The sequence below is a fragment of the Streptomyces sp. NPDC088194 genome, from assembly GCF_040702025.1.
In the GTDB taxonomy this organism is placed as follows: domain Bacteria; phylum Actinomycetota; class Actinomycetes; order Streptomycetales; family Streptomycetaceae; genus Actinacidiphila.
In genome coordinates this window covers 17,725-32,698 of record NZ_JBFBIV010000027.1, presented here as the reverse complement: position 1 = coordinate 32,698, position 14,974 = coordinate 17,725, and the positions used below count along the sequence as shown (strand labels likewise).

General features: G+C 72.6%; 17 protein-coding genes. 9 read left to right on the top strand and 8 right to left on the bottom strand.

From position 1 onward, the window contains the following. Positions 1–21: 21 nt before the first annotated feature. Complete coding sequence (gene glpK / locus AB0399_RS17185) at positions 22–1,539, top strand: glycerol kinase GlpK (RefSeq protein WP_329366750.1); 1,518 nt, start codon at positions 22–24, stop codon at positions 1,537–1,539. Positions 1,540–1,622: 83 nt separating this feature from the next. On the opposite strand, the gene AB0399_RS17180 is transcribed toward glpK, so the two are convergent. Then, on the bottom strand, positions 1,623–2,306 hold the full coding sequence (locus tag AB0399_RS17180) for a DUF4232 domain-containing protein (RefSeq protein WP_366411854.1): 684 nt from the start codon (positions 2,304–2,306) through the stop codon (positions 1,623–1,625). 98 nt (positions 2,307–2,404) lie between these two features. Between AB0399_RS17180 and AB0399_RS17175 the strand changes: the two genes are divergently transcribed. Together AB0399_RS17175 and AB0399_RS17170 are read left to right on the top strand one after the other, a co-directional pair. Next, complete coding sequence (locus tag AB0399_RS17175) at positions 2,405–3,874, top strand: VWA domain-containing protein (protein WP_366411853.1); 1,470 nt, start codon at positions 2,405–2,407, stop codon at positions 3,872–3,874. Positions 3,875–4,262: 388 nt separating this feature from the next. After that, the gene (locus tag AB0399_RS17170) at positions 4,263–4,991 is read left to right on the top strand and encodes a hypothetical protein (protein ID WP_366411852.1); all 729 of its coding nucleotides are present in this window, start codon (positions 4,263–4,265) and stop codon (positions 4,989–4,991) included. 49 nt (positions 4,992–5,040) lie between these two features. On the opposite strand, the gene AB0399_RS17165 is transcribed toward AB0399_RS17170, so the two are convergent. From AB0399_RS17165 to AB0399_RS17155, 3 genes are all read right to left on the bottom strand, one after another. Beyond that, positions 5,041–5,490 (bottom strand): type II toxin-antitoxin system PemK/MazF family toxin, encoded by a 450-nt coding sequence (locus tag AB0399_RS17165; protein WP_329366756.1) that lies wholly within the window; start codon positions 5,488–5,490, stop codon positions 5,041–5,043. 316 nt (positions 5,491–5,806) lie between these two features. Next, positions 5,807–6,790, bottom strand: coding sequence for an aldo/keto reductase (locus AB0399_RS17160; RefSeq protein WP_366411851.1), 984 nt, complete (start codon positions 6,788–6,790; stop codon positions 5,807–5,809). A 35-nt stretch (positions 6,791–6,825) separates the two neighbouring features. Next, positions 6,826–7,788, bottom strand: a complete 963-nt coding sequence (locus AB0399_RS17155) for a sigma-70 family RNA polymerase sigma factor (protein WP_366411897.1) — start codon at positions 7,786–7,788, stop codon at positions 6,826–6,828. 196 nt (positions 7,789–7,984) lie between these two features. Between AB0399_RS17155 and AB0399_RS17150 the strand changes: the two genes are divergently transcribed. Continuing rightward, positions 7,985–8,839 (top strand): NAD(P)H-dependent oxidoreductase, encoded by an 855-nt coding sequence (locus tag AB0399_RS17150; RefSeq protein ID WP_366411850.1) that lies wholly within the window; start codon positions 7,985–7,987, stop codon positions 8,837–8,839. Here AB0399_RS17150 and AB0399_RS17145 read toward each other — a convergent pair. Next, on the bottom strand, positions 8,766–9,074 hold the full coding sequence (locus AB0399_RS17145) for a hypothetical protein (RefSeq protein ID WP_329366762.1): 309 nt from the start codon (positions 9,072–9,074) through the stop codon (positions 8,766–8,768). The two genes, AB0399_RS17150 and AB0399_RS17145, sit on opposite strands and share 74 nt — an antisense overlap. A gap of 132 nt (positions 9,075–9,206) precedes the next feature. After that, positions 9,207–10,256: a zinc-binding dehydrogenase gene (locus tag AB0399_RS17140; RefSeq protein WP_366411849.1), complete on the bottom strand. Its 1,050-nt coding sequence runs from the start codon at positions 10,254–10,256 to the stop codon at positions 9,207–9,209. Between the two features lie 88 nt (positions 10,257–10,344). On the opposite strand from AB0399_RS17140, the gene AB0399_RS17135 reads away from it, so the two are divergent. The 5 genes from AB0399_RS17135 to AB0399_RS17115 all read left to right on the top strand — a co-directional run bounded on the left by AB0399_RS17135 (position 10,345) and on the right by AB0399_RS17115 (position 13,429). Continuing rightward, positions 10,345–10,935, top strand: coding sequence for a TetR family transcriptional regulator (locus AB0399_RS17135; RefSeq protein WP_366411848.1), 591 nt, complete (start codon positions 10,345–10,347; stop codon positions 10,933–10,935). 124 nt (positions 10,936–11,059) lie between these two features. Further along, a complete protein-coding gene (locus AB0399_RS17130) occupies positions 11,060–11,461 on the top strand; it encodes a phage holin family protein (protein WP_328466920.1) in 402 nt (133 codons plus the stop codon). Continuing rightward, positions 11,458–11,985, top strand: a complete 528-nt coding sequence (locus tag AB0399_RS17125; RefSeq protein ID WP_366411847.1) for a DUF3618 domain-containing protein — start codon at positions 11,458–11,460, stop codon at positions 11,983–11,985. Before AB0399_RS17130 ends, AB0399_RS17125 begins: the two co-directional genes overlap by 4 nt. Before the next feature lie 152 nt (positions 11,986–12,137). Next, positions 12,138–13,148 carry an aldo/keto reductase gene (locus AB0399_RS17120; protein WP_366411846.1) on the top strand — a complete coding sequence of 337 codons (1,011 nt, stop codon included), beginning with the start codon at positions 12,138–12,140 and terminating at the stop codon, positions 13,146–13,148. 86 nt (positions 13,149–13,234) lie between these two features. Next, positions 13,235–13,429 (top strand): hypothetical protein, encoded by a 195-nt coding sequence (locus AB0399_RS17115; RefSeq protein WP_366411845.1) that lies wholly within the window; start codon positions 13,235–13,237, stop codon positions 13,427–13,429. A 21-nt stretch (positions 13,430–13,450) separates the two neighbouring features. Here AB0399_RS17115 and AB0399_RS17110 read toward each other — a convergent pair whose 3' ends face one another. Continuing rightward, positions 13,451–13,990: a hypothetical protein gene (locus AB0399_RS17110; protein ID WP_366411844.1), complete on the bottom strand. Its 540-nt coding sequence runs from the start codon at positions 13,988–13,990 to the stop codon at positions 13,451–13,453. A gap of 113 nt (positions 13,991–14,103) precedes the next feature. Then, a complete protein-coding gene (locus AB0399_RS17105; RefSeq protein ID WP_366411843.1) occupies positions 14,104–14,784 on the bottom strand; it encodes a hypothetical protein in 681 nt (226 codons plus the stop codon). Positions 14,785–14,974: the final 190 nt, after the last annotated feature.

Sequence of the window (14,974 nt, the reverse complement as noted above, 5' to 3'; positions counted from 1 at the left end):
ATCCAGGAGAGGCAGCTAGCCATGGCGGACTTCGTCGGCGCGGTGGACCAGGGGACCACCAGCACCCGGTTCATGATCTTCGACCACGACGGCAACGAGGTGGCCCGGCACCAGCTGGAGCACACCCAGTACCTGCCGCGCCCCGGCTGGGTCGAGCACGACCCGACCGAGATCTGGGAGCGCACCAACGTGGTCATCCAGACCGCGGTGCGCAACGCCGGGATCACCGCGGCCGACCTGGCCGCCATCGGCATCACCAACCAGCGCGAGACCGCGGTGGTGTGGGACCCGCGCAACGGGCGGCCGTACGGCAACGCGATCGTCTGGCAGGACACCCGCACCGACTCCATCGCCAAGGCGCTGGAGCGCGACGGCCACGGCGACCTGATCCGGCAGCGGGCCGGTCTGCCGCCGGCCACGTACTTCTCCGGCGGCAAGATCAAGTGGATGCTGGAGAACGTCGACGGGCTGCGCGAGGCCGCCGAGCAGGGCAACGCGATCTTCGGCACCACCGACTCGTGGGTGCTGTGGAACCTCACCGGCGGCCCCAACGGCGGCATCCACGCCACCGACGTCACCAACGCCAGCCGCACCATGCTGATGGACCTGGAGACGCTGGACTGGGACGACGAACTGCTGGGCATCTTCGGCATCCCGCGGTCGATGCTGCCGAAGATCAACCCGTCCTCGCATTCCGAGGCGTACGGCAAGACCCGCACCTCCCGGCCGCTCTCGCAGGAGGTGCCGATCTGCGGCGTGCTCGGCGACCAGCAGGCGGCCACCGTCGGCCAGGTGTGCTTCGCCCCCGGCGAGGCGAAGAACACCTACGGCACCGGCAACTTCCTGCTGCTCAACACCGGTACGGAGGCGGTGCGCAGCGAGCACGGCCTGCTCACCACGGTCGCCTACAAGTTCGGCGACGCCCCGGCGGTCTACGCGCTGGAGGGCTCGATCGCGGTGACCGGCTCGGCCGTGCAGTGGCTGCGCGACCAGCTGCACATCATCAAGGCCGCGCCGGAGAGCGAGCGGCTGGCCAAGACCGTGGACGGCAGCGACGGCATCTACTTCGTGCCCGCGTTCTCCGGGCTGTTCGCGCCGTACTGGCGTTCCGACGCCCGCGGCGCGATCGTCGGCCTGGCCCGCTTCCACACCGACGGCCACCTGGCCCGGGCGACGCTGGAGTCGATGTGCTACCAGAGCCGCGACGTGGTCGAGGCGATGGAGCAGGACTCCGGGGTGCACCTGGACGTGCTCAAGGTCGACGGCGGTGTCACCGCCAACGACCTGTGCATGCAGACCCAGGCGGACATCCTCGGCGTGCCGGTCAGCCGTCCGGTGGTCGCCGAGACCACCGCGCTCGGCGCCGCGTACGCGGCCGGTCTCGCGGTCGGCTTCTGGCGCGACACCGACGAGCTGCGCGAGCACTGGCACGAGTCGAAGCGGTGGCAGCCGCAGTGGTCCGACGAGCAGCGCGACACCGGCTACAAGGGCTGGAAGAAGGCGGTCGAGCGCACCCTGGACTGGGTGGACGTCGAGTAGCCGACACCCGCGCGAGCAGCGGGCGTCCCGCGCCGAGGCGGTCCTGACCGAGGGTCAGGGCCGCCTTCGCCGTGCCCGGTGGGTCACTTGTGGACGTACCAGGCGGTGACGTCGAGCTTGCCGGTGTTGCCGAGGTCGACGTGGAGCGGGACGCGCTGCTTGGCACCCGCGACGGTGAACTCCAGGGTGGTGGCGAGCGCGGGGGGGTCGTTCGACTCGGTGTAGGTGTTCCGCCAGGCCAGGATCGCGATGACCTGCCGGCCGGGGCGCAGGGTCGTCGTGGCCGGCCCGGGGTCGGTGACGCTGTCGACGATGTCGTCGCCGTGGTGCACCCGAACCTCCACCGTACGGCCGTGGTCGTCCAGCAGCCGCAGCTTCGGATAGCCGCTGACGGCAAGGGACTTGGCGCCGCAGTTGGTGAGGGTGACCGTGGTCTGGCGCAGCCCCGTCGCCGCGTCCGTCGCTTCGACGCCCACCCGCAGACCCGAGGCGGGACAGGGGCCGGCGGGGGGTGCCGAGGTGGTGACACCGGGCCCGCCGGTCGGCGGCACACCGTACGACGGGACGCCGGTGCCGCCGGAGATGCCCGGCGGGAGGGTGTCGGCGTGCACCCTGAAGTCGCCCGTGCCCGCCGGCGCCGGCATCGACGCGCCGCTGCCGCTCTGTGTCCCGCAGCCGGCCGCCACCACCGCGGTTCCGGCCACCGCCAGCGCCGCCACCGCCGTCCTCGCGCGCCGCGGTCTCCGCGAGGTCACTGTCGTCCACATCGCGCGATCATCACATAATCCGCGTCTCAACGGTCCGTCCGGCGCCCGGTGCGACAAGAATGGGACGCTCCAGACCACGCAGCAGGGGGAGGCAGGCCATGGCCGGCGCCATCGCACTCACACCGGGCGGCAACACGGCCCTCGACGGCGGCCGGGCCCGCGCCGAGGTCACCGCGACCGGCACCGCCGTCGACGTGTCGGCGGTGCTGCTCGCCGAGGACCGCAAGGTGCGCGGCGACACGGACCTGGTCTTCTACAACCACCCGGCGCAGGACGGCGTCACCGTGCAGGGGCAGGCCATCGGCGTCGAACTGGCCCTCGTGCCGGCCGCCGTGCACACGGTCGCGGTCGTGGTCAGCGTCGACGCCGACGAGCCCGGCACGGTCTTCGACAGCGGCAGCGGCCTGCGCCTCGGCGTCACCTCGGGCGACCGGCTGGTCACTTTCGAGCCACCGCCGTGCCGGCTCGGCGAGACCGTCGTGGTGCTCGCCGAGTTCTACCGCCGGGCGGGCGGGTGGAAGGTGCGGGCGGTCGGGCAGGGATACGCCGACGGACTCGCCGGGCTGGCCCGGGACTTCGGGGTGTCGGTGGACGACGAACCCGCCGCGGCTCCCTCGCCCGCCCCGGTGGCCGCCGCGGAGCCCGCGCCGTCGCCGCCCACGGTGCCCGACGCCGTGCTCGCGCCGCCCACCCTGCAAATGCCTTCGCCCGCAGCGGGGTTCGGGCCGCCGCCGCCCGCGTGGGCGCCGCCCGTACCGCCACCGCCCGCGGCTCCGCCGACCGCTCCCCCGCCGATGCCTGCGCCTATGCCCGTGCGAGCTTCGGTGCCCCCGCCCCCGCCCCCACCCGCGCCGGCGCCGGCGCTGGCGCCCGCGATCAGCCTGGAGAAGGTCGAGCAGGCCGCGCCCGCGCTGGTCAACCTCTACAAGCAGGCCGGGATCTCCCTCCAGAAGCAGGGCATCACCGGTCAGCGTGCCGCGGTCTACCTCGTCCTCGACCACTCCGCGAGCATGAAGTCGTACTACCGCAGCGGCACCATGCAGCACCTCGCCGAGCAGGTGCTCGGGTTGTCCGCGAACCTCGACGACGACGGTGTGGTGCCCGTGGTGGTGTTCGGCAGCCAGGTCAACCTCGTCTCCGAGATCTCGCTGGACAACCACACCGGCCGGGTCGAGGCGCTCCAGCGCAAACTGCCCTGGGGCGGCACCTGTTACTCCCCCGCGATGCGCGCGGTGATCGACCACTACCAGCGGTGCGGCGCCACCGACCCGGCGTACGTGGTCTTCCAGACCGACGGCGAGCCCTTCGACCGCGGCGCCACCAAGCGGCTGCTCCAGGAGTGCTCCACGCTGCCGATCTTCTGGCAGTTCGTCGGCTTCGGCAGCCCGCGCGGCCTGAAGTTCCTCCAAGGGCTCGACACGCTCAAGGGGCGCACGATCGACAACGCGGGGTTCTTCGCGGCCGGCCGCGACCCCCGCCAACGGGACGACGGCGAGCTGTACGACCTGCTCATGGCGGAGTTCCCGACGTGGCTGAAGTCTGCGAGGGCAGCGCGGATCATTAGGTGAGCGGACCCTCCGGGGTGGGTGGTGCTGTCGGTTGAGGGACCACCTGCCGGTGGGGGGTTCTCGCGCCGTTCTCCCCCAGAGCTTCGCCTGGGAGGTGCCCCCACGCGCCCCTGGGTTGGCTCGGCTATTCCTTGAAAAGAAGCTCCCCTGTCGGGGGTGGTGATGCTTGTTGGGGGATCACCTGTCGGCGGGGGTTGCTCGCGCAGTTCCCCGCGCCCCTGGGTTGGCTCGGGTACTTCGTGGATGGGGTTCTGTGGGTGGTTGGCTATACGGCAATAGCTGACCTTTGGGGCAATTCGGACCCTGGGACGGCATAAACGCAAGGGCTGCCATGTTGTTATGTGGTTCGGCGATTGCCGACACAGCTTCATCGGCCATACTGCTTGCCGTGGAGCAGCAGCGCATAGGTTCGATCACCCCGTCCGTGCCCGCCGCCGGCCTCGACCCGGCGTACGTGCCCGGCCTGACCCCGCCGCGCTCCGACGCGGACGGGACGGCCGACGCCGTACCGGAGCAGGCGGAGGCTCCCGAGGAGCCGAAAGCGGAACTGAAGGCGGAACCGACGGCCGAGCCGGAGGTGGAGCCCGAGGCGGACGCTGAGGTCGAGGCGGAGGACGACGCCGAGGCGGAGGACACGGAAGCCGCGGAGAAGGACGAGGACGCGGGGGACGGCGACGACGACGGCCCCGTGTTCGACGTCTCGGACCGGCGCGGTGCGATCGTCGCGGACCGGGTGGGGGTGCGTTTCCGCCTTGACGAGGAGGAAGCGGAGTTCACCTGGGACGAGATCGCCGCGGTGGAGATCGACACTCCGCGGTTCGGGCGGCGCTTCTCGGTGACCGTGTACACGCCTGAGCGCCGGTGGTACGACGCGCAGGTCGAGGCGACCTCGCGGGGCCTGCTCAAGGAGTGGACCAGCCGGCTCGACACGGTCCTCGACACCTACTTCGAGGCCGAGGAAGAGCCGGAAGAAGCCGAGGAGACCGCCCCGGAGCCGGCCGAGGACGCCGACGCGGAGGCCACGTCCACGGACGAGGACGCCGCCAAGGACGACGCGGAGCCCGACACCTCGGAGGACGAGACCTCGGACAAGGCGGAGCCCGCTCAGAAGTCCTGACGCCACCGCCAGGTGGTCCCGGCGCCGACGGCACCGGGACACCTGGGGGTCAGGCCCACCCGTAGAGCTCGCGGAGCCGGTTGGCGACCAGGTTGAACCGCCCGCGGTCCAGCGCGCACGCCTCCCGCCGCATCCCCTTCTCGTACAGCCTCAGCACGCGGTCGAGCACGACCCACGAGTCGCGCCCCTCCCGGTCCCACGGCCCCGCCCCGAGCGCGAGCCAGTCCCCGCCGTCATGCCGCTTGCTGGTGAGCTGCACCGCGAGCAACGTGCCGCCCTCCTCCCGCGCCACCACCAGAACCGGCCGGTCCTTCCCCCGCCCGTCCCGCTCCTCATACGGGACCCACGTCCACACGATCTCCCCCGGATCAGGGTCCCCGTCATGCACCGGCGCGTACTCCATCCGCACCCGACCCACCCCCCTCGGCTCCGCCTCCGTGGTGGCATACGGGCCCGCGGCCCCCGGAAACTCAGGCTGACTCTCAGTAAACGTCGTCACCCACCCGACCGTAGTGCCCCCACCACCGCATCAGGCAACCCCGGGCGCCCCATGCGTGAACCCCAAACCAGCCCACAAACCGCAAGGGCAACAGCTTCTTTTCAAGGAAGGGCCGTCGCATACCCAGGGGCGCGGGGAACTGCGCGAGCAACCCCCGCCGACAGGTGATCCCCAAACAAGCATCACCACCCCCGACAGGGGAGCTTCCTTTCAAGGAAGAGCCGTCGCATACCCAGGGGCGCGGGGAACGGCGCGAGAACCCCCCACCGGCAGGTGGTCCCGGAACCGACAGCACCACCCACCCCGGAGGGTCCGCTCACCAACGCCCGTGAACCTGCTCCCGCACCCTCCGCTCGTACAACTCCCTCACCCCGCCCACCACTTCCTCCGGCAACTCCGGCAACTCCGCAGCCGCCGCGTTCGCCCGGGCCTGTTCCACCGACCGCGCTCCCGGGATGACCGAGGTCACCCCGGGCTGCTGGACGACCCACCGCAACGCGGTCTGCGCGGGTGTGGCGCCCTCGGGCGCCAGCTCGGCGAACTCCGCGGCCGCCTGGAGCCCGGTCGCGAAGTCGACCCCGGAGAACGTCTCGCCCTGGTCGAACGCCTCACCGTGCCGGTTGTACGTGCGGTGGTCGTTCGCCGCGAACACCGTCTCGCGGGTGTACTTGCCGCTGAGCAGCCCGGACGCCAGCGGCACCCGGGCGATGATGCCGACCCCCGCCTCGGCCGCCGCCGGCAGCACCTCCTCCAGCGGCTTGAGCCGGAACGCGTTGAGGATGATCTGCACGCTCGCCACGCCCGGCCGGGCGATCGCCGCGAGCGCCTCGGCGCAGGTCTCCACGCTGACCGCGTAGTTCGCGACGCGCTTCTCGGCGACGAGCGTGTCCAGCGCGTCGAAGACCGCGTCGGTGGAGTAGACGGCGGTCGGCGGGCAGTGCAGCTGCACCAGGTCGAGGGTGTCCACCCCGAGGTTCGCACGCGAACGGTCGTTCCACGCACGGAAGTTGTCGAGGTTGTAGTTCTCCGGGAGCTGGTCGGCGCGGCGCCCCATCTTCGTGGCGACGAACACGTCCAGCTCGGGGTGCGCCTTCAGGTAGCGCCCGATGAGCTGCTCGCTGCGCCCGTCGCCGTAGACGTCCGCGGTGTCGAAGAAGGTCACCCCGGACGCCACGGCCGCGTCCAGCACCGCCACCGCGTCCTCCTCCCGCACCTCCCCCCAGTCGGCCCCCAGCTGCCACGTCCCCAGCCCCACCACGGACACTTCCCGGCCGGTCCGGCCCAATACGCGCTGTTCCATGCCCCGAGCCTACGAGCCGGGCCGCCCGCGACCGGTCACCAGGGGTCGCCCGGCCCGCCCCCGTCGAGCCCGCCGGGGTCGAGCACGGCCAGGTCGAGAACCGCCAGGTCCAGCCGGCGCAGCCGGTCCGGGTCGGCGATCACCTCGTACCCGGCGATCAGGCCGTCGTCCGCGAAGGCGACGGTCAGGGCGAGCAGCAGCCGGCCGTGCGGGGCCACCACGATCCCCACCGCGCCGTCGACCAGGGCCGGCTCGGCGTACCGCGCCCGGTGGGCGAGGAGGGCGGTGCCCTCGGCGACGGCCCGCGCCCCGCGTACCACCGCCGCCGCCCCGGGTGCGAGCGCGATCGGATCGGTGCGGCGCACCACGTCGGGGGCGAGCACGGCGAGGATCGCGTCGAGGTCACCGGCCCGCATCGCCGACAGGAACGCGGTGACGACCCGGCGCCGGCGGGCGAGTTCCTCCGCCGGGACGGCGGGGGTGCCGCGCACCTTGCGGCGCGCACGGCTGGCCAGCTTCTTGGTGGTGCCGGGCGTTCGCGCCACCAGGGGCGCGATCTGCTCGAAGGGCACGGCGAACACGTCGTGCAGCACGAACGTGATCCGCTCGTCCGGGTCCAGGGTGTCCAGCACCACGAGGAGCGCGCCGCTCACGGCGTCCGCGAGCACCGCCTCGTCCTCCGGCCGGCCGCTGCCGCCGCCGCGCGCGGGGCCCGGAACCTCGTCGAAGGCGTGCTGCTCGGTCAGGTCCTCGCGCCGCGAGCCGCGGGCACGCAGCATGTCGAGGCAGATCCGGGTCACCACCGTACGCAGCCAGCCGGACAGGTTCGCCACGTCGGCGACGTCGGTACGGCCCAGGCGCAGCCATGTCTCCTGCACGGCGTCCTCGGCCTCGCTCGCGGAGCCGAGCATCCGGTGGGCGACGGCGTGCAGGAGGGGGCGGCGCGCCTCGAACCGCTCCGCCAGTGCCTCCGGGTCCGCGGGCCCGGCCGCTTCCACGGGCCCGGCCGCTTCCGCCGGTTCACCCTGCTCCGCCGGTTCACCCTGCTCCGCCGGTTCACCCTGCTCCGCTGCCGCCACCCGCTCGCCCCGCTCCACCCGCTCGCCGCCGTACTCGGTCACCGGTCCCCTTTCCGCGCCCTGATCCGTCACTGCTCCTGACGAAGACGACACGGCGAAAGTGACGGGAGACGTAGTGACGGAAGACGTGAGGGCGTCCTTGCTGCACCTGGACTCCGGTGCCGACGGTTCCGACGGCTCGGTCAGCAGGCGGCTGACCGCCCTGTTCGCGCGGACCTGGCGGGCGCGGCACGACGCTGCCGGTCTCCAGTACGAGTACCGGTACCGCGATCTCGCCGCCGATCCGGTGCCGCCGCTGGACAGCGCATACTGCGCGCTCGGCCGGCGGGTGGAGAGGCACGGGTTCTGCCCGCCGGACGGCGTGGCCGCGCTGATCGGGGACCCGGCCGAGCGGCGCGCATGGGCGCTGACCCGGCCGCTGATCGACGAGGTGCTGGCGGCCGGCACCGTGCTGATCGGCGCGCCGATGTACAACTACACGGTGTCCGCGCTGCTCAAGGCGTGGATCGACCGGGTGAGCTTCCCCGGCGCCTTCACCGCCCCGGGCACCCGGGCGCCACTGCTCGCCGCCACGCGGGTCGTGGTGGTCGCCACCCGTGGCGGCAGCTACCGGCCGGGCACGCCCCGCGCCGCGTACGACTTCCAGACGCCTTACCTGCGGGCGTACTTCGGCAAGCAGGGGGTGGCCGACGCGAACGTCCGGGTGATCAGCGCCGAGTCGACGCTCGCGGACCTCGTGCCGCACCTGGCCGGGCACCGCGCGCAGGCCGCCGCCTCGCTGGCCGCGGCCCGCGCGGCGGTGGTCGCGTGCGCCACCGATGACGTGGACGGCGACGGCACCTGGACGGGTGCGGGCGCAGGTAGCGGCGAGGCCTCCTCCGGTGGAGAAGCGCCGCTTACAAGCGCGGCGGATGCAGATGGGAGAAACGGTCGACCACGGACACCAGCGCGACCCGCTGGCCGGGGCTGATGTCACCGGCGAGGTCGGTCTCACGGATGTGTGCGCGTCGCAGGAATTCGTGCGCGTCGAGCGCGGTGAGCGGTCGGACCGAGCGGACGAGGGCGGATACGGTGATCGCCGCCGCGTCCTCGTCCCCGGAGGAGGCCCGCCGCAGGACGCGGGAGAGCCCGCTCGCCCCGTCCGCGGCGACCTCGCTCAGCACAAGGGCCCTTCGATGGGTCGTCTCAGAGCTGTACAGCGCCATATGCCCACCTCGATCTACACCATCGGTTTGTCCCGATTCGCCCCCCACAGATGAGCGTACGCCCGGAATCGCGCAACACCATACCTGGTAACGATTTTCACTTTCCGCGATGTGGGCGCCCGGTCCGGGCCCCTACGGGTGCAGCACGATCTTCCCCACGTGCCCTCTGCGGGCCAGTTCCTCCTGGGCCCGAGCCGCCTGGTCCAGCGGGAACGACGCCGCGACGACGGGTCGGATCGCGGCCCGCCGGGCCAGGTCCATCAGGAGCCCGAAGTGCGCGGGCGTGTGCATCGAGGAGCCGATCAGCCGCGTGTTGTGCAGGTAGAGACGGCGCACGTCGAAGGTCACGTCGTACCCGCCGAGCGCGCCGGCCACCACCCACCGGCCGCCCTCGCGCAGCAACGGCAGCCCCTCGCCCACCAGTTCACCGGCGACGACGTCGAGTGCGACATCGACGCCCTCCGGGGCGGCGGCACGGACCTGCCCGGCGACGTCCCGTGCGCGGTCGACGACCTCGTGGGCGCCCGCCGCGCGTACCGCGTCGATCTTGGGTCCGCTGCTGACGGCGAGCACCCGCGCGCCGCGCGCCCGGGCGAGCTGCACCAGCGCGAGGCCGACACCGCCGGAGGCCCCCGAGACGAGGGCGGTCTCGCCCGCGCCCAGCCGGCCCCGTTCGATCATGCCCAGCGCCGTGCCGTAGGCGGTCGGCAGCGTCGCGAGCTGGTCGTCCGTGAGCGGGGACTCCGTCATGTCGTGCACCCGCTCGGCCGGCGCGGTCACGTACTCGGCGTATCCGCCGTCGCGCTCGCTGCCCATCAGGCCCACCGGGTTCGCGTCCGGGCCGTCACCGTCGTAGATCGCCGGGTCGACGACCACCCGGCGGCCGATCAGGCGCTCGTCCGCGCCGGCGCCGACCGCCACGACCCGGCCGGCCACGTCGGCGCCCTGGATGCGCGGGAAGTCGATCGGGCCGCGCCAGCCCGCCGCCGCCTTCGGGTCTCCCGGGCGGCCGTAGGCGCCCTCCCGGGTCCACAGGTCGGTGTTGTTCAGCGCGACCGCGCCGACCCGGACCAGCACCTCCCCGGCCTTCGGGGCGGGCACGGCCACCTCCACCGGTTCGAGGACCTCCGGCCCTCCGTGCCGTGCGATCCGCACCGCGCGCATCCGCTCGGGAACACCCATCGCCTGAACCTCCTCGCAGGTATACTGATCTGTGAACTTCGACCCACGGTACACCGCTCAGCTACACCGATCAGTGAAGGAGCGCCCGATGCCGGAGACGCGGCCCATGACACCGGCCGGCCGCCGCATCGTGGCGGCGGCCGAGGAGCTGTTCTACGACCGCGGGATCACGGCGGTCGGCGTGGACCTGATCGCCGAGCGCTCGGGCGTGACCAAGCGGACCCTGTACAACCGGTTCGGCTCCAAGGACCACCTCGTGGCGGCCTACCTCGCGGAGCGCGACCGGCGCTGGCGGTCGCTGGTCGTCGCCGCCGTCGACGTCTGCGACGACCCGGTCCGAGCCGTCACCGCGCCCTTCGACGCGCTGCGGACCTGGAGCGGGACCAACCGCCGCGGCTGCGCGTTCGTCAACGCGCTCGCCGAGCTTCCGGACCCCGCGCATCCCGCGCACCGGGTCGCCGCGGAGCAGAAGCTCTGGCTGCTGGACCTGTTCAGGGGCCTCGCCGCGGAGGCCGGGTGCGCGGAGCCCGACACCCTTGCCACGCGGCTGCTCGTGCTGCACGAGGGTGCGCTGGCGACGCAGCCGCTCGCGGTCGGCACGCTCGGGGTCGACACGCTGGCGGGGAGTGCGGAGCTGGCACGGGCGCTGGTGCGGGCCGCCGCGCCGCCTCGGGGGTAGGGCGCCCCGGCGCCCGGGCGGTTCGCGGGTTCGCGGGTTCGCGGGTTCGATCCGCTCGCATGTTTCCGTTCGCGAATACGGGCAACCCGGGCAGGACAACTCCCTGGAGCCGGAGGTGAAGGTCGTGGCGCATGCGAACGGGTCCGCCAGGTCGGTGGGCACACTGGTCAAGGAGGGCACCGAGCAGCTTTCCGACCTGGTCAGACAGGAACTGAAGCTGGCGCAGGCCGAACTGACGCAGAAGGGCAAGCGGGCCGGGATCGGCGGCGGGCTGTTCGGGGCGGCCGGGCTGATGGCGTTCTTCGCCCTCGCCGCCCTGATCACGGCCGCGATCGCCGCGATCGCGATGCCGCTGACGCTGTGGGCGTCCGCGCTGATCGTGGCGGGCGGGCTGCTGCTCATCGCCGGGATCGCGGCGCTCATCGGCCGCGGTGAGGTGAAGCGGGCGGTGCCACCCGTGCCGGGGGAGACCGTGGACAGCGTTCACCAGGACCTGGTGATCCTGAAGGAGAGGGCCAAGCGATGACGCCCCGTACCGACCCCCACCTCGCCGAACTCGAACGGCAGATCGCCGAGACCCGCGAGGCGCTGGGCCAGACCGTCGAGGAACTCGCCGCCAAGGTGGACGTCACGTCCCGGGCGAAGGCGAAGGCGCGGGACACCGCGGGCCGGCTGCGGTCGGCGGAGGACCGGACCCGGACGAGGGCCGCTCAGGCGGCGAGCAGCGTCAAGTCCCGGCTGCCGGGGGGCTCGACGGGCGGGCCCGACGGCGCGGCGGAGCTCTCCGCGGGGTCAGGCTCCCACCGTGCGGAGATCCCGGCCGCGCCCGTATCCGTGCCGGAGGCCGCGCCGGACGCCGAGGCCGCGGCGTCCCCCGCCGCCGGATCAGCCACTGGGTCAGCGTCCGGACCGGCGTCCAGGTCCGTATCCGCGTCTGCCGCGACCGCCGTGTCCGCCGTCCGCTCCTACGCCCCCGCGGTCGCGGCGGCGACCCTGTCCGCGGCGGCGGCCGCCGCCCTCGTGTGGGCCCGTCACAACGACCGCACCTGACCCGTCGCTCCGGCTCGGCCCGGACCGGCCCCCGTCGGCCGGCGCCGGGCCGAACCCGTACGCCGAACCCGTGCCCGTATGCCCGTGCCCGTACGCCGGTCCCGTACGCGGGGGCTTGCCATCGAGTGCGCTCCAAGGTGTTCGCTGGCGCCATGGAATACGTGCAGCTCGGTCGGACGGGGCTCAGAGTGAGCCGGGTCGTACTCGGAACCATGAACTTCGGCGAGGAAGTGACGGAAGAGGGAAGCCATGCGCTGATGGACGCGGCCCTCGACGCGGGGGTGAACTTCTTCGACACCGCGAACGTCTACGGGGTGGACGAGAACAAGGGCTACACCGAGGAGATCATCGGGAACTGGCTCGCCCGGGGCGGTGGCCGCCGGGACAAGGTCGTGCTGGCCACGAAGGTCTACCTGAACGACACGAACGACGGCTCGACGCTGTTCGACCGGGCGTGGCCCAACCACGACCGGCTCTCCGCGCTGGGCATCCGCCGCGCGGTGGAGGCGAGCCTCAGGCGGCTGCGTACCGACCACATCGACGTCTACCAGTTCCACCACGTGGACCGCGCGACACCGTGGGAGGAGATCTGGCAGGCGATCGACGTCCTGGTGCGGCAGGGCAAGATCCTCTACGCCGGGTCCAGCAACTTCGCCGGCTGGCACATCGCCCAGGCCAACGAAGCGGCGGCCCGGCGCGGTTCGCTCGGCCTGGTCAGCGAGCAGTGCCTCTACAACCTCTTCGAGCGGAGCGCCGAGACCGACGTGATCCCCGCGGCGCAGGCGTACGGGCTCGGCGTCATCCCCTGGTCACCCCTGCACCAGGGGCTGTTGGGCGGGGCACTGCGCAAGGAGCGCGAGGGCGGCGGGTCCCGTACCTCCGTCGGCCGCTCCGGCGCGGGCCTGGCGAAACCGGCGGTCCGCGCACAGGTCGAGGCGTACGAAGCGCTCTGCGACAAGCACGCGGTCGAGCCCGGCGAGGTCGCCCTCGCCTGGCTGCTCACCCGCCCCGGCGTCACCGGCCCCATCGTCGGCCCGCGCACCCCGCACCACCTCGAATCCGCCCTCCGCGCATCCGAGTTGACCCTCACTCCGGAATTCCTCGCCGAACTCGACACCATCTTCCCGAGCCCCGGCCCCGCCCCGGAATCCTTCGCCTGGTAACCCCACCCCCGCCCGCGAGTTGCCCCCCACAACTCGGGGCTGCGCCCGCCGCATCGCAGTGGATACGGTGTCTCACCGCCGGCGACATGGGCGGAAGGAAGGTGTGGACCGGCAAGGCCGCCAGTAGCTGGGAACAACACGGGACGTACCAGCGGTCCCAGGTGAAGACCCTGGTCGACAAGCTCCTGCCGATCGTCGACGCGGAGATCGCCAGAACCCCGGCCGAGGTCACTCAGGCCGAGGCCAAGCAGTGGCACATGGACCAGAGCCGATACATCTGAGCGTCCTGCCCCCGGCCCGGTTCAGCCGGCGCGCAGGCAGTCCGTGTGCGAGGTAGCGGTCCATACCTCGGTGGTGGCCTTCTCACTGGACGCGGTCGCGCTCACGGTCAAGTTGATGTGGGCTTTCTTGTTCACCAGATTCTGGGAATTTCGGGTGCCGAACTCATAGGTCGACTTCTTGTCGAAATCGATGGAGTAGCCGCGGCCCTTGAGCCACGGATCAACCACTGTCGACAGGTTCAGATACGTGTCCACCGGGCCGATGGTGAACGTCTGGTGCCCGGCGAAGGAGTAGCTGGCCTTGCCGTGACCGCAGGACACCGCCTTCGTCCCGTCCTGGGTCACCGTGAACACGCCCAGTGGCTTGAAGCCCGCCCGCACCTTCGCCGCCACCCACCGCGCGTCCGTCGACATCGTCGCCGCCGAGTCCTTCGCCTTCGGGCCCGACGGCGAACTGGAGCACCCCGACACCGCCAGCACGAGCACCACCGCACCGACCGCACAGGTGGAGAGCCGCACGGCGCCGCGTGGCAGGTGCCCGCGTCGCCCGATCCCGGACATATGGACCCCCATGTGTGGCATGACCGCACGGCCTCGGACGGCGTGCGTTCGGAAACTACCGCACGGTGGGCCGGGGCGGGAGGGGGCCCTGGTGGAGTGGAGCCGGGTGGGGTCTAGGAGGGGGTGGAGGTGGGGCGTTGGGGGAGGAGGGGTTTGCAGGTGGCGTAGGCCTTGGCGGTTTTCGGGTCGGCGGTGTTGAGGTTGCGGATGGCGCCGAAGCCGCCGTAGCCGCCGCGGCCGTTGCCGGCGGAGGGGCTCGCGTCGGGTGAGGGGGTGGGGAGGGTGACGCCGTGGTCCTTGAGGCAACTGGTGAACGCCTGGATCGCGCTGGCGTCGGCCCCGCCGTTGGCGCCGCCGGGGCCGCCGCCCGGGAACTTCGGCTGCTTGGAGGCGCACGCCTTGAGCGCCTTCTGGGTGGCCGCGTCGGGCGAGGCCCCGCCGATCCCGCCGAAGCCGCCGCCGAAACCGCCGCGGTACCCGCCGCTGGGACGTCCGCTCGGGTCACCGCTGGGGCGGCCGCTGGGCCGCGCACCGCCCGAAGGGCGTTTGAAGGTGGGCAGGTTGACACCGTGCTGCGACAGGCACTGCCGATACGCCTCCATGTCCTGCCCGCCCCCGCCGCCCGAGGCGGCCACGGACGCGGAGGCGGACGCGGAGGACTTCGCGTCCGAGGAGGAGGAACCGCCGGAGGAGCACGCGGTGAGCGCGAGCGCGCCCGAGGCGAGTACGGCGACGAACGCCCCGGCCCGCACCGCGATGCGCGCCTCGGGCGGCCGGCTGGTGGTCCAGTTCATGACCGTGGTCTCCTCGGGGAAAGCCGGACACCGCACCACCGGATCGGCGTCCGGTGGCGAGGTGCCGCGGCACGTTGCCGTATGGCTGTCAGCCGTACTTGGGGCCGCCCGCGCGCACGCACGGGACGCGGGGACACGCGAGCGACGGTGGAACTGAACCGCATACAGGTGGGGACTGTCGGGGATCGAG